This is a genomic window from Helicobacter cynogastricus (genome assembly GCF_900197855.1).
Taxonomy (GTDB): domain Bacteria; phylum Campylobacterota; class Campylobacteria; order Campylobacterales; family Helicobacteraceae; genus Helicobacter; species Helicobacter cynogastricus.
The window spans coordinates 94,290-114,199 of record NZ_FZMQ01000007.1 but is presented as its reverse complement, the minus strand read 5'-3'; the positions used below and the strand labels follow the sequence as shown (position 1 = coordinate 114,199).

At 40.5% G+C, this 19,910-nt stretch carries 16 protein-coding genes and 2 pseudogenes; 11 read left to right on the top strand and 7 right to left on the bottom strand.

Annotated features, from left to right (window positions below):
• From C6H00_RS04705 to C6H00_RS08815, 5 genes and pseudogenes are all read left to right on the top strand, one after another.
• Positions 1-543, top strand: a pseudogene (locus C6H00_RS04705) (phage tail protein); the annotation flags it as partial.
• Positions 536-1,048, top strand: a complete 513-nt coding sequence (locus tag C6H00_RS04700) for a phage major tail tube protein (protein ID WP_104749863.1) — start codon at positions 536-538, stop codon at positions 1,046-1,048. The pseudogene C6H00_RS04705 and the gene C6H00_RS04700, both read left to right, overlap by 8 nt.
• 11 nt (positions 1,049-1,059) lie before the next feature.
• Complete coding sequence (locus tag C6H00_RS04695) at positions 1,060-1,449, top strand: hypothetical protein (RefSeq protein ID WP_104749862.1); 390 nt, start codon at positions 1,060-1,062, stop codon at positions 1,447-1,449.
• A 3-nt stretch (positions 1,450-1,452) separates the two neighbouring features.
• On the top strand, positions 1,453-1,725 hold the full coding sequence (locus C6H00_RS04690; RefSeq protein WP_104749861.1) for a hypothetical protein: 273 nt from the start codon (positions 1,453-1,455) through the stop codon (positions 1,723-1,725).
• A 121-nt stretch (positions 1,726-1,846) separates the two neighbouring features.
• Complete coding sequence (locus tag C6H00_RS08815) at positions 1,847-2,269, top strand: hypothetical protein (RefSeq protein ID WP_233704424.1); 423 nt, start codon at positions 1,847-1,849, stop codon at positions 2,267-2,269.
• A 516-nt stretch (positions 2,270-2,785) separates the two neighbouring features.
• Here C6H00_RS08815 and C6H00_RS04680 read toward each other — a convergent pair.
• Both C6H00_RS04680 and C6H00_RS04670 read right to left on the bottom strand, forming a co-directional pair.
• Positions 2,786-4,744: a methyl-accepting chemotaxis protein gene (locus C6H00_RS04680; protein ID WP_233704423.1), complete on the bottom strand. Its 1,959-nt coding sequence runs from the start codon at positions 4,742-4,744 to the stop codon at positions 2,786-2,788.
• A 618-nt stretch (positions 4,745-5,362) separates the two neighbouring features.
• Positions 5,363-6,787 carry a glutamate decarboxylase gene (locus tag C6H00_RS04670; RefSeq protein WP_104749859.1) on the bottom strand — a complete coding sequence of 475 codons (1,425 nt, stop codon included), beginning with the start codon at positions 6,785-6,787 and terminating at the stop codon, positions 5,363-5,365.
• Positions 6,788-7,048: 261 nt separating this feature from the next.
• Here C6H00_RS04670 and C6H00_RS04665 point away from each other — a divergent pair, with 261 nt between their 5' ends.
• The 4 genes from C6H00_RS04665 to C6H00_RS04655 are packed head-to-tail and all read left to right on the top strand — an operon-like array spanning position 7,049 to position 10,487.
• Positions 7,049-7,498 (top strand): hypothetical protein, encoded by a 450-nt coding sequence (locus C6H00_RS04665; RefSeq protein ID WP_104749858.1) that lies wholly within the window; start codon positions 7,049-7,051, stop codon positions 7,496-7,498.
• Positions 7,476-8,564 carry a hypothetical protein gene (locus C6H00_RS04660; protein ID WP_233704422.1) on the top strand — a complete coding sequence of 363 codons (1,089 nt, stop codon included), beginning with the start codon at positions 7,476-7,478 and terminating at the stop codon, positions 8,562-8,564. Before C6H00_RS04665 ends, C6H00_RS04660 begins: the two co-directional genes overlap by 23 nt.
• Positions 8,536-8,826: a hypothetical protein gene (locus C6H00_RS08810; RefSeq protein ID WP_233704421.1), complete on the top strand. Its 291-nt coding sequence runs from the start codon at positions 8,536-8,538 to the stop codon at positions 8,824-8,826. The genes C6H00_RS04660 and C6H00_RS08810 overlap by 29 nt, the downstream gene beginning before the upstream one ends.
• Entirely contained in the window at positions 8,826-10,487 is a 1,662-nt protein-coding gene (locus tag C6H00_RS04655; protein ID WP_104749857.1) for a LeoA/HP0731 family dynamin-like GTPase, read from the top strand. The genes C6H00_RS08810 and C6H00_RS04655 overlap by 1 nt, the downstream gene beginning before the upstream one ends.
• Positions 10,488-10,594: 107 nt before the next feature.
• Here C6H00_RS04655 and C6H00_RS04650 read toward each other — a convergent pair whose 3' ends face one another.
• The 3 genes from C6H00_RS04650 to C6H00_RS04635 form a co-directional block, all read right to left on the bottom strand.
• Positions 10,595-11,365 (bottom strand): HpaA family protein, encoded by a 771-nt coding sequence (locus tag C6H00_RS04650; protein ID WP_104749856.1) that lies wholly within the window; start codon positions 11,363-11,365, stop codon positions 10,595-10,597.
• 1,633 nt (positions 11,366-12,998) lie between these two features.
• A complete protein-coding gene (locus tag C6H00_RS04645; protein ID WP_104749855.1) occupies positions 12,999-13,124 on the bottom strand; it encodes a DUF2779 domain-containing protein in 126 nt (41 codons plus the stop codon).
• Positions 13,125-14,863: 1,739 nt separating this feature from the next.
• Positions 14,864-15,697, bottom strand: a complete 834-nt coding sequence (locus C6H00_RS04635; protein WP_104749853.1) for an HpaA family protein — start codon at positions 15,695-15,697, stop codon at positions 14,864-14,866.
• Positions 15,698-15,798: 101 nt separating this feature from the next.
• On the opposite strand from C6H00_RS04635, the pseudogene C6H00_RS08975 reads away from it, so the two are divergent.
• Positions 15,799-15,888, top strand: a pseudogene (locus C6H00_RS08975) (ribbon-helix-helix domain-containing protein); the annotation flags it as partial.
• Positions 15,889-16,323: 435 nt separating this feature from the next.
• On the opposite strand, the gene C6H00_RS08805 reads toward C6H00_RS08975, so the two are convergent.
• Both C6H00_RS08805 and C6H00_RS08800 read right to left on the bottom strand, forming a co-directional pair.
• On the bottom strand, positions 16,324-16,806 hold the full coding sequence (locus C6H00_RS08805) for a tetratricopeptide repeat protein (RefSeq protein ID WP_233704420.1): 483 nt from the start codon (positions 16,804-16,806) through the stop codon (positions 16,324-16,326).
• Entirely contained in the window at positions 16,790-18,451 is a 1,662-nt protein-coding gene (locus C6H00_RS08800) for a tetratricopeptide repeat protein (protein ID WP_233704419.1), read from the bottom strand. The genes C6H00_RS08805 and C6H00_RS08800 overlap by 17 nt, the downstream gene beginning before the upstream one ends.
• Before the next feature lie 386 nt (positions 18,452-18,837).
• Here C6H00_RS08800 and C6H00_RS04590 point away from each other — a divergent pair.
• A partial coding sequence (locus C6H00_RS04590; RefSeq protein ID WP_199769185.1) for an SEL1-like repeat protein occupies positions 18,838-19,910 on the top strand: 1,073 nt, incomplete at its 3' end.

The window sequence follows — 19,910 nt, the reverse complement described above, 5'->3', positions numbered from 1 at the left end:
GAGGGGGAATTTGGTTTTGCTAAGAGCTATTCTAACCGCACCATTGATGGAGTCATTGGCATTGTAGACACGATTGAGTATGTGCTAGGGCAAGACTGCGAAGCGGACAGATTGCGCGATAAGGGCGTGTCTGTGTGTTTTGTGGACAGTGGTATCCGTGCATGGGGGCGCAATACCCGCGACAAAGATTTAGGCATTGAGAGTTTGCACACAATCGTCATCTTTGATACCATCATTGAGAGCATTCTGCTAGCTCAAAAACGCGTGATTGACTTACAACTTAACGATGCGCTCAAAGAAGTTACTGATAGCCTAGATGCCTTCTATCGGCGTTTAGTCGCTAATAATGTTGTGGTGGGTTATAACATCAGCCTACCAGCGGACTTAAACACGAATGACACCATCATGGAGGGCGTGCTCTATGTGCGCCAAGAAGTCCAAGAAATGCCTTTAGTGTCGCGCATTGTCAATAAGATTTATCGCGTGAGTAGCTATGGCACAGAGTTAATCAAAACCATCACAGGAGGAGCTAGCAATGAATAGAATAGATCCGCAAGCCTTTAGCGGCGGGAATGTGTTTATTGATGGATTAGGCTATGCAGGCGCGCTCAAAGATTTCGAGCCTCCAAAGATAGAACATGAGACTATAGAGGCCAATGCTAGCATTGGCAAGCGGGAGTATGTTCTGCCCACTCTCAAGCCTTTGAGTGCCAAAGTGTCCTTTCAGGCATTAGATAAGGCCTTTTTCTCTTTGCTCAAAAAAGGCACAATGCAAAAAATCGTCATTAAGAGCAATGTGAGCAGTAGCAGCGATACAGGCGCGCCTACAGACACTCCTGTGCATGTTACCCTAGAGGGGGCTATCAAGAGCGCAGAACCGCCTAAGTTTGAGATGGGTAAGGAATTAGAGCTAAGCCTAGAGATGAGCGTGCTCAAATTTGCTTACAGGCTAGGGGTAGAAGATGTCATTAATTATGACACCTTCACCTCTACGCTCAAATACGCGGGCGAAGACCAGTTTGCAAACATCCGCAACAACATCACTTAGGGCGGTAGGACATGAGCATTGAGACAAAGATGAGCAAAACCCCCTCTGCTGTAGCCTTTCCATTAATGCAGGGAAAGCAGGAGCATAGCACAGAATGGCACATGGCCTGCGTAGTGCACCACATGCGCTTTTTGGCTAAAGAGTTTCCTAAGTGTTTGGAGTGTGTGCGCACTCTGTTCCATCTAATCGCTAGCCAACAAGAGATAGCCGAGTTTGAAAAGGAATTAATCCTAAGAGTGCCTTTAGGGTGGGGGCGTGGAGCTAACAAGATTGAGGAATTGAGCACAGAGTCTAGCTCTGAGGAAATTGCGCGTTTTTTGCATGCCCAAGCAGAAGAGGCGCAATTTCTCATCAGCTTTTTAAGGCGCAAATTGAAAATTTTGAGCACAACACAAGGATAGAACATGCCATTAACTCCCATACTTCTTAACAAAGAGACATTCACATTCAGAGATGGGCAAAGTGTAGAAGTCGCAGAGCCTACCTTGTTTCAGCTACAAAAGGCCATGAAGGCTGGAGATGACATCGCTCAAGTGAAAAGCTTGCTCATTGACTGCACAATGGGGGAATTAGACGAGCGTTTTTTAAACTCTTTGCCTTTAGAGGAGTTTGAGCGTTTGGCCAAAGTGGTCTCTAGGTTTAGGGGCGCAGATGAAAAAAACTTAGAAGGGGCGTAGCCCTCTTGGGTTATGCCCTACATTTTGGATACCAAGAGGTCATGCATATGCAGATAGGCGAGTTTCTAGCCTATGCAGAACTGGCTAAAGAGATTTTGCAAAAAACGCATGGGTTGCCTTGATGCTCTCCTCCTACCTTAACCAAGTTTTTCATGCTGATGCTTTAGAGTTTATGCAGGGCTTGCCTGAAAACTCCATTGATTGTGTTTTGATTGATCCGCCTTATTGCAGTGGAGGGGCGAAGTCTTTGAATGCGCGCAATGCGAGCACCAATAAGAAGTATGTGTTTACAAGATCAATAAAGTTTACCCTCGTTGTTTGGATATTGTTTTTATTCTTTTATGTTTTTTTGCCCTTTGGTGTCTCATCCGTATTTTGTTTTGAGCAACACCAAGTTATAAGTGTGGTGCTAAATTTAGCCAATTTGTGTGCTATGCCTATGATTCGAGAATGGATCACTATCAAGGCAATCTTAGAGGATGTACAAGTGGGAGCTCGTGTGAAAGTTTTTCTAAAGATAGAAACATTTATGTGGAGGATGTGATTGGTATTTCCTTCTTGCATTTAACCCTATTTGAAGATGTTAGCTTGGAAAGTCTTAAGAATAATGGAAGAGCGGCGTGTTATCTTTGTGCCCAAGCACCATATTTATACAGGCTTGTTTGTTAACTACAATCATCTTGTGCGACTTGGCATTCATGTCGGTGGGATAGTGTAGAGTTTTTGCTTGATTTTAAATTCAATCTGCTTAGTGCGAAGCGTATCGCTGAAGGAATAGCTATTGAATACTCTAGACTCTGCAGAGAGGAGATGTGTCAATAATTAGAGAAGAAAAGAAAATATTCTTCCTATGACCCGCAACATATAGAAAAGACCGATCCTAGAGTATTTGCCATGCTAGAAAAGAGGAAATACACCTCTATGTGTGCCATGTTGCCAATTCATGCGAAATTTTGGAGTTACGATCTAGAATCTCCACTGCTATTGTGGAAGCGTTTAAAACTTCATGTGATATTTTTTTATAAAACAATGATACCACGGAGCTAGGCTAGCAACACCCTTAAACCCTGAATACGCTTAAAAAGTCGTTGAGCTCAGCGGTTTGTGTTTGAAGCTCATGAGAAGATTTTTGCATAGAATCATTGATTTTAAGCAAATCTTGTACGCAAAGAGCAATTTTATCTCCATTTTCTAAAACACTCACAGTGTGTTGGTTGATCTCATGGATATTGTTCAAATTCACCAACGATTGATCCACCACGCTAACAATAGTATTAGAAAGATGGCTAACATGCTCTTGCATTTGGGCGGAACGCTCGGCTAGATTTTGCATCAGAATCAGATTATCCTGTCTTTCCTTGTTGATTTTGGCAATGGATTCTAAAATGTATTTCACAATGGAAGTACTTTGGATGATATTTTTTTGGGTGTGTTCAGCTAGTTTGCGCACTTCATCAGCTACAACTGCAAATCCACGCCCATGTTCGCCCGCGCGCGCTGCTTCTATGGCGGCATTCAAGGCAAGTAGATTAGTTTGATCGGCAATATCGGTAATGGAGTCTAACACGCTTTGGATGTTTTGTGCCTCTGTAGAGAGGGCTTGCATTTGTTGCACATTCTCCTCTTCATGGGCCATGTTGCGCTGGACATGTGCGTTGATCACTTCAACTGCCGTTTTTGCCTCGATGACATTTTTAAGCACGCCTTCTAAGAGCTCTTTCGTGGAGGTGGACACGCGCACACTTTCATCCAAGATTTGGCGGCTTGAGCGGCTTAAATCCGTGTTGTTATGACTGATCTCCTCAATATGCTTTGAATTGGAGTCTAGCTCTGTGGAGGTGGTGTTTAGAGATTGAGAGATCGCAGTATTATTCTGCACCTCTTTTAAAATGCGTTGCAAGGTGTCGCGTATATATTCAATAAACACATTTACCGAATCTGTCATCAAGCCAATTTCATCGTGGGCGACAATGTGAATCGTGTCTGTAAAAGTCTTGTTATGGATAATATGGGTCAAAGCCTTATTAACCTTTTGGAGGCGATGGGAAATATTGCGCACTATTAAGAAAGAGAGGATAAAGGTGATCAAGACCAACAAGGCTTCACAGATGGCCAAGAAAGCAAAATACTGAGTGTTCTTGCTAATCTGAGCTTGAGCTAATTGGGTGAGATTATTTCCAATGCCATCCTCTACATTTTTAAGTAAGTCAATCTTTTTGGTGATTGTACTAAACCAATGGGTGGGATTCACCCCAAAACCTCCTTCAAAGTATTTGTCTTTGAGGGTTTGACGCATGGCTACAACTTCTTTAAAACTAGCATCTTTAGCGACCTCACTATAAAGGTTGACACTCTTAGAATCCCCAAAGGAGAAAAAATATTTATCAAAAACCTCTTGTTTTGCTACAAGGGAGATAAAAGTCGCGTATTGAGGGTCAGCTGGGGCGTTTTTGATAAAAATACGATTTACCGTAGCGCGCTCCAAGCCTGCCATTTCTTTGACATATAAAAAGCTAATATAGCCCATGACAGCATTAGAGATTGTAGGGTTGTGGATAATCTTAATAGATTCTAAAACACTATCTAAAAAGATTGTGATTACATGGGTGTAATAAGTGATGATCTTGCCCACTAACGCCTTCTTATCCTGCCCCTCCATTGCCGCGCGCATTTGAGGTAATTTGACTAAAAGGTCAATTCCCTCTTGTACAATCTGCACATAGTGCGCATCTAGGTGGGATGTGGAGGCTAAGAAATTCTTTAATTGTTCTAATTTGGTATTAGTATCCTGCCTTTGTTGGTGCAACTCTTTAGCAAATTGCACCCCATTGCTAGTAAGGTAGCCCGCGCTCATACCCCGCTCTTTTTGCATTTCATGCACTAACGCAGAGAGGTATTTAGACACCTCAATTTGACTAGCTAAATCTTTATTGCGTGCGAGGGCGTGGTAGGTTTCATGCAATTGCCAAAACATGAACGCCAAAAGAGCGACCATTGGGATAGAAATAATGATAATCATCTTGCTGCGTAGTTTGAGATTATTCAGTAAGTACAAGATCAACTCCTGATAAGAATGCTAAGCCACTTATAGAATAGGCAAAATCAAGTAAATGTAAAGCTACTTAATGTATCTAGATGAAAATATTCTTTGAGTATTTTCTATAAGATTGCTCAGTGCCAGTGCTATGATGTTTCTTTGATGCAGATTAAAGGGTATTGAGCAAAATCTTGTCACTACCCACACTTTTTAAGCCAATTCTCAAAATGTTTGGTGTTCTTGTAGAGTTTACCTATGTCTCTGACCTTTACTTGGCTTTACCCATTCTCTAGCGTAGAGATATTTTTGATTTTAAGATTGAAGAGGATGTTATTAGTGTTTAAGTGGAGATTTCTGCCAATGTATTCTATTAAGTTATTCCCAGAGTCTAGTTCTAATGTTTGTTGTGGTTACAGTTCTATTTTGATAACCTGATTGAGCTATTTGCTCTAACAAAGCTTCTTTATTGGGCACAGTGATATATCTCTCTTCAAACATTTGGGCATCTCTGTAGTATTTAACTAAAACTTTATGATTTTCTTGGATGGGTTGCATACCATTAACGGACTTCACTAATCCTAACACTCCGCTCAAGTTTTTTTAATGTGTATAGCCTACAGGGGTGGTTTGGGATTTGGGGCGTTCAAACTGGATGTTATCAAGCTCTTTAATGGCATGTTTTAAATCTTTTAAAAACAAGGACATCTGCTCCATGCTCTGATCGGCTCTGACCACAATGCGCATCACGGAGACATTTTGAAATTTAGCAGGAAGAGGGTAGGCAGGCACTTGCCAGCCATTAAAGCGTAGACGATCGGCCAGATCGTAGAGGTCCCATTTCTTGTCCGCCCGCGCACTCATACTCCAGCAGACAATGGGGATATTTTCCCCCTCATTGATCATTTCAAAAAGCCCCAAGGACTTAATCCCTCGCGCTAAAAAAAGACCCACATCACGGGTTTTAGCGTGCACAGCCTTGTAGCCCTCAAAGCCCCAACGCACAAAGCAATAATACTGCGCCCAAATCTGCGAACCTGAGCGGGAAAAATTGATCTGAAAAGTGGGTTCAAAATCTCCCAAATACGCCACTTTAAAAATAAGCTCTTCGGGTAAAAATTCTTTATCTCGCCACATCACCCAGCCAATGCCCGGATAAATCAAACCGTATTTATGCCCAGAAGTGGAGATAGAAACTACATTTTTAAGACGAAAATCCCATTTGAGATCAGGATTCATAAAGGGCAAATAGAGCCCCCCAGAGGCAGCATCTACATGGATGGGCACACTTATTTTTGCGCTCTGGTTATATGCGCTCAAAAGCCTATCCAAGGTGACAATGTCATCAAACCCACCCGTATAGGTGATCCCCATAATGGGCACGATCCCAATGGTGTACGCATCACAAAGGGCAATCGCCTTGTGTGGGTCTAAAGTGAGATTGTTTAGATCGCTCATAGGCACTTCGCGCAACTCAATATCCCAGTAGACACAGAATTTTTCCCACACCACTTGATAACCAGAGCTCACAATCAAATTGGGTTTTTTGCCCATGTCTAGCCCTAAGCTCTGGGCGCGTTTGCGCCAGCGGAATTTCATCGCCATCCCACCTAGCATGCATGCCTCTGAGGAACCCACCGTGGAAGTGCCCATAAAGTCTTCCTCATGGTTCACATTCCATAAATTAGCGATGATATTCACACAGCGTTTTTCAATCTCGGTAGTTTGGGGGTATTCGGATTTGTCAATAGCGTTTGTGGCCATCGAATCGCGCATGATTTTTTGGGCTTCTTCTTCCATATAGGTTTGCACAAAGGTGCACAGATTGTAGCGCGGATTGCCATCATGCATCATTTCATCGCTGACCAGTTGGTAGGCGATGCGCGGGTCCATCATCTTTTGCCCAATCCTCTCGCGGGGCAATAAAACATCGCTCTCCGCGCTCCCAAAAATAGGTGTAGAGGAAGTGTCTGCCTTAAACACGAATTTTTCCTCATCTCTTTGGTGGTGGCTTTTGGCATGCAACATGGGAAACCTCCTAGTAGTATGCGCATTTATGGCGCAACTTGCTTTAAAGCCCGCTTTATTGGGTGTTTAAGATGTGATATAATCGCAGAATCTGACAATGATGAGTTAGCATGAATATTTCTTTCTTGAATGCCTATGAGCAGAGAATCTTTGATTGTTGTTTACTCTTTGGTTATTAGGATATGGTGTATATGTTACGGTCAAGGAAATTATTCAGGATGTGAGAGCTTAAAGAAGCTAAAAAGTGTGGAGGTGTGACTTATGGATTCTATAGGAATGGTGTTAGAAGAGATTTCGAAGATATTTAGCGAGCAAGAGAATCATGCCGTTTTTGGAAGATGGTTAGAGAAAAAGCGTGTGAGTTTTGAGGCAAAAAGAACTGAAAGTTTAAAATATTTAGCGCGTTTGGAGCAAGAAGATGCTGTGGAGATAGTGATCGCTTTTTTTGGTCAAACTAATATGGGTAAATCCACACTTATTGAAACTCTGCGCCTCTTTTTCAAAGAAGAAAGTAAGTGCAAACAAAGGCAATTGTTCAAACAGGCGCAACAGATCGATGCATCTGAGAAACAGATTGAGAATTTGGTTGATGGGGCAATCATCAATCCTAGCGATGATTTCACGCAGGAAGTAACTCCCTATCATTTTGCTTTTGCGGGGGGGGGGGGGCACTTTCACCCTCCTAGACATGCCCGGGATCGAAGGGGATGAAGCAAAGTTTAAATCTCAGATTGAGCAGGCATTTGCAAACACCCATGTTGTTTTCTATATCTCTGATAAGCCCACCCCTCCACAAGAAGGCACACTAGAAAAGATCAAGCAATACTTAAGCGATCAAAGTCGGATTTACTTTTTCTTTAATAAACGCGTTAGGACTCCTGATTCTTTGCAAGAAGCCTTGATTCATAAAGAAGGGCATGCTCTAAAAGAGGCAGATGCTAAAATGCAAGAGGTGTTAGGCTCTTGTTATCAGGGTCATCAGGGTGTGTGTGCTCATGTAGGGTTTTTAGCTTTGGCAGAATATTTTAATCATGAAGATCCCCAACAACAAAGCTTTTTGCGTGCAAAGAAAAAATTCTTAGAGCAATACACAACTGAGGAACTCTTAAAATGGAGCGGCTTGCATGACTTGTATGCATTGCTCAAGGAAATTGTAAGCACGCAAGCAGAGATCATCTACAAAGATAAATGTTATAAAACCTCTCAGGCCTTGATGGATTGTGCTGAGAGTCTCTATCAGAATGCCCAAGAGATAGCACAAAAGAATGGGCAACTTAACAAACAAGCCCAATCAAGCATTGCTGAACTCAAATTATTGCCTAGAAAAACATGTGTGTTTTTAAAACAAGAGATGGGCAAAGCTCTAAAACACTTTAAAGATGCAAGTGAAGACGCTGTATATGACTACATTAGACTGGATAAAAGCGATGGTGATGTAGAAAAGAAAGTTAATGCAGTTTTAGCCAAGCAACGCGAAGTGTTTGCTGAGTCGTCTAAAGAAAAGATTGAGATGCGCTCTGAAACATTCAAAAAAGAAGTGGAAGCGGTGATGCAAGAGTTCAACTTTAAGGCGGAAGCAATTGAAAATGCGGATGTGAATTTTGGCTACTATAGTGGTGGGAAATTTGAAACAGATAGTGGGATTGATTGGTGGAAACTAGGAGGTGCTGGAGCTGGACTTGCTGGTTTGCTGGCTTTTGATTTGCTTAATTTTTGGAATCCGGCTGGATGGCTTGATAGGTGCTGCCGTGCTTTTAGTTTTCAGTGCTGTGCGTAAGTTTTTTGATAGCGATTTTAAGAAAAGAGAGCAACGCAAGGCTTTTGATAAGAAGCTAGATGAAAACATCAGCTATATGGAAGATCAAATTAAAATATTGCTTGAGAAAGTCCAGCACAAACTAGAAAACGTTATAGAAGAGATTATTCATGTTTTAGAGGGCAATTTAAAGCAAAGAGAGGTAGTTGGCGCGCGTTTGCACGAGCTTGCGTTGATTTTGGGCAAACAGGCTGGGGAACTCCAGTTGAAAGGAGAGAAGTGATGCGGACATTAGAGAAACTCCAGCAAAGGAGGCAGGTTTTAGAATTGCTCAAAGGGTTTATGCAAAAAGGTGCAGAATTAAGGATGATTGCAGAGGGCGTGAATTACGAAGAGAAGATAGTCCATGTTATTAAAACGCAGGAGAAACTAAAAGTCGTGCTTGTTGGGGGGTTTTCTGAGGGCAAGACTTCTATTGCAGCAGCTTGGCTAGAAAACTTAGATAAATCCCGCATGAAAATTGCCCATGAAGAATCTTCTAGTGAAGTTGAACATTATGATGTGGATGGATGCGTTGAGTTGGTGGACACGCCCGGACTCTTTGGTTTTAAGGAAAAATGCGATGGGGACACCCACAATACACAAAAATATAAGGATATCACCCAGAAATATGTGAGTGAGGCGCATTTAGTGTTGTATATAATGGATTCAAACCATCCTATTCGCAAGAGCCACAAAGAGGAATTGTATTGGTTATTTAAAGAACTTGAACTCTTGCCTAGAAGTGTGTTTGTGCTAAGTAGATTTGATGAAGTGGCGGATATAACAGATGAGAGGGATTACCAATATTATTTAGAGGCCAAACAAAAGGATGTACGCAGAGGACTACAGCGTGCGATCGGTTTAGACGAGGCGCAAGCGAAGGCGTTGTGCATTGTGGCAGTGGCAGCAAATCCCTTTGATAAAGGTATAGAGTACTGGCTTGAAAATCTTGAGGAATTCCGCCGTTATTCACACATTGCCTTATTGCAAGAAGCGACCGATGCGACAATTAAAGCCAATGGTGAGGTCGATGGTTTGATTCAGCAATCCCAAAAGAGTGTGCTCGTCGATCTTTTGCACCCTTGCTTAAAAAAGGGTAGAGTCGCCATAGAAGATCTTCAAAAGGAGTTTAGTGGCTTGCAGGAGGCGCATCAGCGCATGTCTTCAGAACTAGAGAAGTTTGAGTGCAGTGTAGGTGTGATTAAAGAGGACCTGCAGGCACATTTTGCCGATCATTTTGCGCGTTTGTTGGAAAATCTTGAGGAGGCGGGACTTAACAATATGAAAGAATTTCTAGAAAGATGGATCGGAGAAGAGGGCAGAGAACTTAATGGGGTCATTGAAGAGGCATTTAAACAAGCTGTAGAACTTGTACATATCAGTCTTGAAGAAGTTGACAACAGGTTTCAAAAGGAGTGGACTGGAAGCTCTTGGACACACTTTAGTTGGGACAACTCGGAGTTTGAGAAAATTTTGAACATGCTTAAAAATGTTTTTGGAAGTGCTGCATTTGCTGGGTTGTTTGCAAGTTTTACGGAAACTTTAGTGGGAGTTTTTAATCTGGGATCAAAAGCTACAAATTTTATTAAGGGGGCAAGCGGAGTTCTAGCTGCGCTCACTATTATACTAGAATTTGTTGCGTTGCTTGCACAAGAGCGTGCAAAAAGTGAATTGGAAGTGTTTAAAAAGGATTTAACATTAAAGCTGAATACAATCAAAGAAGAAGTATTTGGAATTATTGAGCAGTGGTATGCACAAGGTCTTAAGACTTGTGAAAATCTCCAACAAGAGATTGTCAAGCTGGAACCTAAGTTGGAATCTTTAAAGATGCGTAGCGAAGTGCTAGAGAGTTGGGTTAAGCATGGCGAGGATATAAAAGCGCAGATGGACGCGTTGTCTTAGTGTAAGCGTCTAACGGGCCCTAGTGCGCTTGGAGTTGCTTTTATGTGGGGCTTTGGTATGCCCCCAGTTTAGTTTATTTGCACCCTCCACTTCCCCCTCAAGTCTACTTACTTGCTTTTAATCTTCTCGATTGCCTTTCTGTAGCGGTTGATATTAGTATCGGTGAGCTCAGAGACCAATTTTTTCATCACGACAATATACATTTTGTTGAGAATTTTGTGGATCGCATCCCCGCGGTTTTTGTCTAGTTCAGTATGGCTAGTCGCACCTGACCCAGCAAATCCGCCCGAGTTGGTGGCTTTGTAGGTGTAGGTATGTGTAATTGCTTTTTCCGTGCCCACTTCTACAGCGAAATTGTGGATTACACGACCAGTTTCTGGTTCAAAGAATTTAAACCATACCGATCCAGAACTTTGATCCACCATTGTATCTGTGTTGCTCTCTTCAGGGGCATTGGTGTTCATCTTGATGTCTTCTAAAATTCCCATCCACCCTCTCATATCCAAAACAGCCCATATTTTATGTTTTTGCTCAGGAGTGAGGGCCTGCGCCTCTGTAAAGCGCACGACCTGATATCCTCTTTTTTGAAAGATATCCTGAATCTGTTTGACCAAAGCTTCTTGGAATTGCTGTGCATAAGACTGGAGATTTTCGCTCACCTGTATATGCGGAGCTAAAATACCAATAGTGTGGCCATTAGAGGTCTCTTGAGCAATATCGATGGGATAATCGAAGTTAAGGGGGACAGAGCTTGCCATCTGCTTGTCTGCAGGCCCTTTAGCTTTGTTAGCAGAATTGGCACCAGTATCTGTAGCGCAAGCTGCGATTGCAAGCGATACACCTGTTGCTAGTAAAAGGCCTTTCATTGTTTTTTTCATAGTTAAAACTCCTTCAAAAAGATTAAAAATAAAAAAAATGGAAAACCAAAATGAAATGGCATTTTGAAACTTCTCTTATTAATTTCAGCTTAAGTTACAGGGTTATTAAGCTTTTTTCAATTTTTGTTTGTTCAGCCACTTATACCTAGCCTGCAAATAAGATTGAGTGCTTATTGGCTTGATTTTAGTTTGGGGAGATTTAACACTACAGATTGTAGGCGACAGAGGTTTGAAGAGTCTAATTTTAACGCTTTGAGTATTGTTATCTTTTCCTATTTTTGTGTATTTGCAGATCAAGTTCACCTAGAAAGACTCCACAATTAAAAAACATATTTAATCCTATTTAAAATAATATTAATTTTATTTAACATTATTTAGAATAATGTTTATTTATTTTTAATCATTTTTAAAAAAATAATAAATTTATTTAACAATGTTTGAAATAATGTTTAATTGATTTAATAGTGTTTTAAATGGTGTTTAATGTTTTTTAAAAGGATTGAACTTGGCTAGTGGTTGGCAAACTATCAAATTCAATATGTAGAAATGAGGGTAATCTCACATTTAGATGGGGTGAAATTACTTACAACTATCACACCCACCTAGGATGAATAATTCCAGACAGAGAAACGGATGATAACTTATGATGTAAGTTTGACAAAAACTGCAAGGCACTTAGTGAGTTGCAGATATGAACATCAGAATTTATGAATATGAAACGAGGCGAGTCAGCCGAGATTAGTGAGCACAGACATGCAAACAGGCGACGATATGTAGCCATTGCCAGTGCCTAGAAGAAATGCTATAGATCAAGACTGCTCACTTTGCAAAAAGTTAAAAAAAAATCTTCGGGCATGTATAGATATGTTAATCCAAGCGGTAGAGAAGGTGTTTATAGAGAACATTCTAATTTTAATGTTTGGTTTTTACCGATCATCACTTAAGCAATTACAGTGTGCTTGTAGACAACAAAAACAACACATTTGCCACACCAACGCCTATCTTTGAGAATAACACATGGTGGTATTTAGGGCAAATAGAAAAATAGAACAAGGCGATTTAGAAAATATTCCCATGTCATTTGAAAACATGGATAGTGAGCTAGACATGGGCTTAAAAAAACTAGAATTGTTGCCTAACCACGCATGTGGCTATGCTAGAAAGACTAAAGGCTTCATATTTACCGCTACACTACATACAACATGCCCAAGAATTAATTAAAGCAAGTAAAGCCATGTTGCAAAAAACGCACTCAAGAGATTATTGAGCCAATCCAAGCTAAATGCCTCAAGAAACAAAGCGAACAAATGAACGCAGGTGTTATGGGATTGGTATAAGAGCTTGCACTAAGCTATCCTCATCAATGCCATCATTAAATTATAGACTTTTATGCCCCCTTAACACCGCTAATACCTCTACTATTGCCAAAGTGTCTAACTTGCAATACTCCAAAAGAGCTTTTTAGTTTTCTCGCTTCTCTTGTGTCATATAGGGGGTATTTAACATAAGGTTACCATCGTCTCCATTACGCACCAACTCCAGATCTCTGTAGGTAGTTTCAAAGTTTGGCACAAGAGAGACAAGATGCTTTTATGGAAGACTACCCCCATTTTGGACCATAGTAGTGTTGCTGCTAAAAAAGGCTAGAGAATTTATAGCGTGTGTCTGCCAACAAACCTGCCAATTCTTGCAATCTGGTTTTTTCAAAGTTGGCATTGTAAGCCAAGATACAAGCATCCTCAAGAATGCCTTTTACCATTGCTTGGCTAAAACCAAACGCCCATCGATGCTACATTTGGCTAAAAACTCTTTATGTATCAGATTGCATGTTTTCAAAATCTAAATAGCAAAGAGGGTAACTTAAATGCGTTTAAAACTTTTTCACATCCCTTTATCTATATGGAATTGATTTCTTGAGGTGCTTGCGATTTGTAATCTTTGCTCAGGAGTGAATTTGAATGACTACTATCCTCCAAATCCTAAAAAACAACTTTTCTAGTTCCAGCGTACCACCTCTTATATAGGCATTTAATGAACATAGTATTGTATACTTAAACCCCAAAATATTCCTCTTTGGGAGGTCGCGCCTTTGTGTTTTTATGCGTTCGGTCATACCCGCCAAGTCCGCAACATTGTAGGTAACTTCTACGCTATTTGACCATAACTTCTATGTCAATCGCCCCGTTTCCCATTCCACTTGCACCTTTGTCAAAAATTTCTAGTCAAGTTGGAGCACATCTTTTTTTATGTGTCTCCAACCAAATGACTTTGTGGCATTGCATGCATTTGCATAGAAAAGTACAGAGGGTTGGTGGTTTGGATCAACAGGGTTTTAATGGCACACATACCCATCCCATTTTCAAGGGCTTTTCGCAAACAGTTTAAATATTGGTAGAGTATCCCAAAAAAACAAGGGTCATTTATGGGGAGGTTTGGAGTTTTCTCCTTTTCTTCCTCATCGCCTTATTCTCTCTTTGGCTTTCTTATATATTTTTTGTTCAATAGGTGAGCAAAGCCTGCTATCCTATAGTCGCTATTCCGCTCCACCTCGTTTGAAAACACTTAGGAGCAGTGGCACAAATATCCAAGTAAAGCATGTGCGTAAGATCAAAACGCATGAGGGCTAGAATTTTTTCTAAATAGTCCGTAAACGCGCCAAAGCCCACAATCTCAACACAGTAGGAAGGTAGTAGAGTCGCGTGTTTTGAGGGTTTGGATAAACATGGTGGTGAAAGACATATTGACCTCTTTTAGGGCTTTGCACAACGCGTGCGCATGTATCAATTCTAACAATCCATGAATGCGTTCTAGGTAATGGTGTGATAATACGGAATCTAAAATACCATGCCCAAAATTGCTTTTAAGACTCCATTATCAAAGCCCAAAAACAACGGGCCAAAAAAGGAAGCAAGAAAAAGAGCAAGATAGTATATCATTCATTTTGTTGCTGAAGCACACTCTTAGTGTGTCCATTGAGTGTCACTGCCCTATCTGTCTCAATTCCTTAAATCTGTGAATGCTATGTTTATCAGCAAATCCCTCATCTTTTTCTATAGAGTTTTTTGCCTTTATCTCCACATGCCGGGAGATCACACCCATACGCACTATTACATAACATGGAAAAACCTCAAATTTTACCAAAGACGCGTGCTAGGCAACGATTCATCTGAGTATTAACCTAATTGTTAGTTGTTTTGTGGCATGGCTATGCCTGTTCTTCTTTCCTGTTTTCTATCCTGCTCTATCTCTTTCTCCTACCAGTATTCTGGTACATAAGTTTTGCATAGGTCATAATGTTAAAATCCAGCAAACAAGAATAAAATAACATCTACAACAAACCCTATAAAGTACTCGGCAATAGAATTAGGTTGCTCTATTTTAGACCCCCAATCCTTGATAACAAATTTCTCTACTTAACTGTAGCCACAAAGGAATAAAGCAAAGTTAACCGAAAAACAAGCTTGTCTTTAAATCACTTGAGTCTTAAGAATAGGGAAATTATTTCCTAATCTGATCAATGGCCTTTCTATATTGTTTTAAATTGGCATTTTTGACCCAAGAAACCAGTTTTTGTATCACAACCCCATATGCCTTACTCAAAATTGTATGAATTGCATCATCATGGTTTTTGTCTATTTCATTGCGATTAACTGAGTCTGCTTCATCAAAACTATCTAAACTTGTTGCACCGCGGCTAATTGAGTTTGCGCCGGCAAAACTATCTGAGTTCGTCGCTCGTTGGAGATAGGGGAAATAGGAATAAGTGATTGCATGTTCTGCGCCTACATTGATGGCAAAGTTGTGGGTAGTTCGTCCTGTCTTTGGTTCAAAGAATTTAAACAAAATAGCTCCAGCACTTTGATCTACCGTTGTTTTCATATTGGTGTCCTCTGGGTTATCTGTGTTAATATCTGCATCCTCTAATATATCTACCCACCCCCCGATTTTTAGAATAGAGTATATGTTGTTTTTTTGCTCAGGCGTCAAATCTTTTGCAGATGCAAGATGAATAATATTGTAACCTTTTTTTTGAAAAATCTCTTGCACTTGCTTGACTAAAGCGCGTTGAAACTGCTCAATATAGGGCTGGACATTTTCGCCCGCTTGAATATGTGGGTCTAAAATAGCAATGGTATGGTTGTTAAGATTCTCTTGTTTAATCTCAATGGGGTAGTTAAAGTTTAGAGGAGCAGAGTTTTTTGTTTTTCCATCGGCTGTTGCATAGTTTTTGGCTTGGTTGTTTACGGATTTTGCTCCAGTGTCTATAGCACAACCTGAGAGCATAAGAAATCCTGCCAATGCTAATAAAATTCTTTTTGTTCTTTTTTGCATAAGACTCCTTAGAAGTTAAGAGGTTTTCATTCTGGGATTTTCTTTGTTAATTTTAGCAAAAAACAATCCTTCTCTCTACTTAACACGCACAATACACGACTCTCAAAAATTTGGCTGATCAAGAAGCAGATAGTGTGGGATTTTTTGTGAAACGCTATGTGCTAAAAAATTTAATACACAAAAACCACTAGCCAAGTTCAATCCTTTTAAAAAACATTAAACACCATTTAAAACACTATTAAATCAATTAAACATTATTTCAAACATTGTTAAATAAATTTATTATTTTTTTAAAAATGATTAAAAATAAATAAACATTATTCTAAATAATGTTAAATAAAATTAATATTATTTTAAATAGGATTAAATATGTTTTTTAATTGTGGAGTCTATCTTTCTGAAAGATTTGCAAAGAAGCTATTTTTTCCTGTTTTTCGTTCTTGCTCTTTTTTGTGGGAAGTTGTAGCAAACCTACTATTGGAAAAAGCAAATAGGAAGACTAGGAAAAACTTAGCACTTAAAATTATATCGTAGGCAAATCCTGAGTTCCCCTCTAGTCCTCAAGAGTGAAAAGAAGATACGAAAGAAACAAGAGTTCATGAGCGCACTTATGCGCTCATTGGAGTTTAAAATTCAGAACCTGAAGAGCAGGTATCTTGATAGCCCATTTCACAGGCTTTCTTGTAGTATTCCTTTGCTTTATCAAGGTCTCTGGGCACACCCTGACCATCTTGATACATATCTCCTAACATAGCGTAAGCACTAGACTCTCCCATCTCTCCAGCTTTTTGATAGTATTCAGCGGCTTTTCTATCATCTTTGGGCAAACCTCCTTCTACAGGCGAACCCCCGCTGATGTACATATCTCCTAGGATGCGGTAGGCCCTTGCATCCCCCATCTCTCCAGCTTTTTGATAATAGGCAAACGCTTTTTTGTAATCTCTGGGCACACCCTGACCATTGCGATACATCACGCCTAGACTATAGTAACTCACAGCACTTCCCTCTTCGGCTGCTTTTTTATAATAATCAATGGCCTTTGCATAATCTTGAGGCACACCTTGACCATTGTAGTACATAGTCCCTAGATTATTATAGGCCCTTTGCATCCCCCATCTCTCCAGCTTTTTGATAATAGGCAAACGCTTTTTTGTAATCTCTGGGCACACCCTGACCATTGCGATACATCACGCCTAGACTATAGTAATGTTGCGCACTCTCCTTTTCCGACTTTTCCTGGTTCTTATCTTTCAAAGCGTCTTGATTCTGTGTCGCAACATAATCACCTTGCTTCGTATCTGAGTTATTATCTGCTTGTACACTCTTAGCTTCCTCTGCAGATTTAGCTTGCTCTTTGTTCTCTTGGGCATCTATGCTACTCATATCAACCTGAGCTTGTTTATTGCCATCTGCATACATATCCCCTAAAACTCTGTAAGCTACACTATCCCCATTCTCGGCTGCTTTTTTATAGTAATCAATGGCCTTTGCATAATCTTGAGGCACACCTTGACCATTGTAATACATGTCCCCCAAAGTTCTATAGGCAACCCCATCTCCCATCGCTCCTGCTCTATTGTAATATTGTATGGCCTGTTGATAATCTTGAGATACACCCTGACCATTGTAGTAGAGGTCTCCTAAGCGAGTGAATCCTTGGGCACTACCCATTTCACTTGCTTTTTGGTAATACTCTAAAGCTTTTTTGTAATCTCTAGATGCTCCCTGACCATCATAATAAAAAGTCCCTAAACTCGTGTAGCCATCAGCACTCCCCATCTTGGTAGCCTTTGTATAATACTCTAAAGCTTGCTGATAATCCCGTTGTACCCCCCTACCGCCATAGTACATCAACCCTAGTTTGTTATAAGCTTCAGCACTTCCTTTTTCTGCGGCTTTTTGGTAATAGTCAAAAGCCTTTGCATAATCTCTGGGTACACCCTGACCATTGTAGTAGAGGTCTCCTAAGCGAGTGAATCCTTGGGCACTACCCATTTCACTTGCTTTTTGGTAAAATCTCAAAGCCTCCATGTAATCCTTAGGTACTCCCTGACCCTTTTGGTAGATGAGCCCTAAGTTATAATAACTAGAAACATCTCCTTCTTTAGCCGCTTTGGTATAGTAAGAGATGCCTTGTTCTTCATCCTTAGGCACACCTTGACCATTGTAGTACATGTCCCCCAAAGTTCTATAGGCAACCCCATCTCCCATCGCTCCTGCTCTATTGTAATATTGTATGGCCTGTTGATAATCTTGAGATACACCCTGACCATTGTAGTAGAGGTCTCCTAAGCGAGTAAATCCCTGGGCACTGCCATTCCATCCAGCCGCTTGAAAATACTGAAAAGCCTTGGCGTAGTTCTTGTACACACCCTGACCATTGTAGTAGAGAAGTCCAAAGTTATAATAAGCCTGGGCCACCCCATTTTTACCTTTTTGCGTATCTGAATCTTTTGCCTCAAATCCTTTTTTAAATGCGCCTAAGCCAAGCTCTCTCATCCCTTCTAAATACGCATACGCCTTAGAATTACCCATCATCGCTGCTTTTTGGAAGAGGTCTACAGCTTTCTTATATTGTTTCTTATCATAAGCTTGTGCACCTGCATCAAAATATTGTTTAGCTTGGAGCTCCTGTTTATTTTGCTGCTTATGCTGATCTGCTTTATTTTCCTTTGCCTGCAACCATCCCGCAGAACACAAAACACACGCCACCAAAGCAACACTAGAGATACGATTCAAACCCATTACTGCCATTTGCTTCCCTATATTTTCAAAATCTACCCCCTATTATAGCCTATTTCCCTACTAAAAACACTATTAGATAATAATAATTTGTTTGACCGATCTTTGGTGGACATATTAAGACTCCGCCCCATGAGTGGTAGTTTACAACAGGCCTTCAAATTTCTTATTTATTTACAAACACACTGAGCAGACTTTGAGTTTTTAGATAAAGGATAGGGAGGGGGTTTTGGTGTGGATATTTCTCATCTGTCTTTTCTCTCTTAATCTAACGCTATAACCACAGATCTTAGAAACAAGTATCTCTTTTTGATAAACAAATTATTATTATCTAATAGTGTTTTTAGTAGGGAAATAGGCTATAATAGGGGGTAGATTTTGAAAATATAGGGAAGCAAATGGCAGTAATGGGTTTGAATCGTATCTCTAGTGTTGCTTTGGTGGCGTGTGTTTTGTGTTCTGCGGGATGGTTGCAGGCAAAGGAAAATAAAGCAGATCAGCATAAGCAGCAAAATAAACAGGAGCTCCAAGCTAAACAATATTTTGATGCAGGTGCACAAGCTTATGATAAGAAACAATATAAGAAAGCTGTAGACCTCTTCCAAAAAGCAGCGATGATGGGTAATTCTAAGGCGTATGCGTATTTAAACAAAATGGAAAGTCAGGGGCAAGGAGTGCCCAAAGACTGGAAACAGAAAATCGAGGATTATTATAAAAAGACAGGCCAAAAGGGTGATCACGCCTCCTATGAAAAACTAGGGGATATGTATGCAGAAGGCAAGGGTGTTCCTAGAGACTACAAAAAAGCCATAGACTACTATCAAAAAGCTGCAGAACAGGGGAGTGCTGAGGCTTATAATAAATTGGGGTTGATGTATTTTGAAGGGCGTGGTATGCCTAGAAACTACACTAAGGCTTTTGACTATTATCAAAAAGCGGCAGGGATGGGGGATGCTAAGGCTTATAACAATCTAGGATTGATGTATTATAGTGGTAAGGGGGTACATCAAGATTACCAACAGGCTTTGGAATACTACAAGAAGGCTGGCAAGATGGGAAATGCTGATGGGTATGCCCACTTAGGAGACCTCTACTATAATGGTAAGGGTGTTTCTAAAGACTATAGTAAAGCTTTTGAGTATTACAAGAAAGCCGGAGAAATGGGGAGTGCTTTGAGCTATTATAAACTAGGAGCGATGTACTATAGCGGGAGAGGGATGCAACAAGATTACCAAGAAGCCTTAGATTATTACAAAAAAGCAGGGCAGATGGAAAGTCCTGATGGGTATGTCCACTTGGGAGACATCTACTATAGTGGCAAAGGTGTACCCAAAGATTACACCCAAGCCCTTAGCTATTACAAGAAAGCCGGAGAGATGGGGGATGGTGTGGCCTACGAAAGACTCGGGGATATCTATGTACAAGGCCAAAGTGTCCCTAGAGACTATGCTAAGGCGATGGACTATTATAC

Coding starts and splice junctions, on each gene's coding strand:
- C6H00_RS04690 (WP_104749861.1), top strand. CDS start 1,453: ATGCCATTAACTCCCATACTTCTTAACAAAGAGACATTCACATTCAGA.
- C6H00_RS04670 (WP_104749859.1), bottom strand. CDS start 6,787: ATGTTGCATGCCAAAAGCCACCACCAAAGAGATGAGGAAAAATTCGTG.
- C6H00_RS08800 (WP_233704419.1), bottom strand. CDS start 18,451: ATGGCAGTAATGGGTTTGAATCGTATCTCTAGTGTTGCTTTGGTGGCG.
- C6H00_RS08805 (WP_233704420.1), bottom strand. CDS start 16,806: ATGCAAAGGGCCTATAATAATCTAGGGACTATGTACTACAATGGTCAA.
- C6H00_RS04665 (WP_104749858.1), top strand. CDS start 7,049: ATGGATTCTATAGGAATGGTGTTAGAAGAGATTTCGAAGATATTTAGC.
- C6H00_RS04695 (WP_104749862.1), top strand. CDS start 1,060: ATGAGCATTGAGACAAAGATGAGCAAAACCCCCTCTGCTGTAGCCTTT.
- C6H00_RS04655 (WP_104749857.1), top strand. CDS start 8,826: ATGCGGACATTAGAGAAACTCCAGCAAAGGAGGCAGGTTTTAGAATTG.
- C6H00_RS04650 (WP_104749856.1), bottom strand. CDS start 11,365: ATGAAAAAAACAATGAAAGGCCTTTTACTAGCAACAGGTGTATCGCTT.
- C6H00_RS04700 (WP_104749863.1), top strand. CDS start 536: ATGAATAGAATAGATCCGCAAGCCTTTAGCGGCGGGAATGTGTTTATT.
- C6H00_RS04645 (WP_104749855.1), bottom strand. CDS start 13,124: ATGGTAAAAGGCATTCTTGAGGATGCTTGTATCTTGGCTTACAATGCC.
- C6H00_RS04635 (WP_104749853.1), bottom strand. CDS start 15,697: ATGCAAAAAAGAACAAAAAGAATTTTATTAGCATTGGCAGGATTTCTT.
- C6H00_RS04660 (WP_233704422.1), top strand. CDS start 7,476: ATGCCCGGGATCGAAGGGGATGAAGCAAAGTTTAAATCTCAGATTGAG.
- C6H00_RS08815 (WP_233704424.1), top strand. CDS start 1,847: ATGCTCTCCTCCTACCTTAACCAAGTTTTTCATGCTGATGCTTTAGAG.
- C6H00_RS04680 (WP_233704423.1), bottom strand. CDS start 4,744: ATGATTATCATTATTTCTATCCCAATGGTCGCTCTTTTGGCGTTCATG.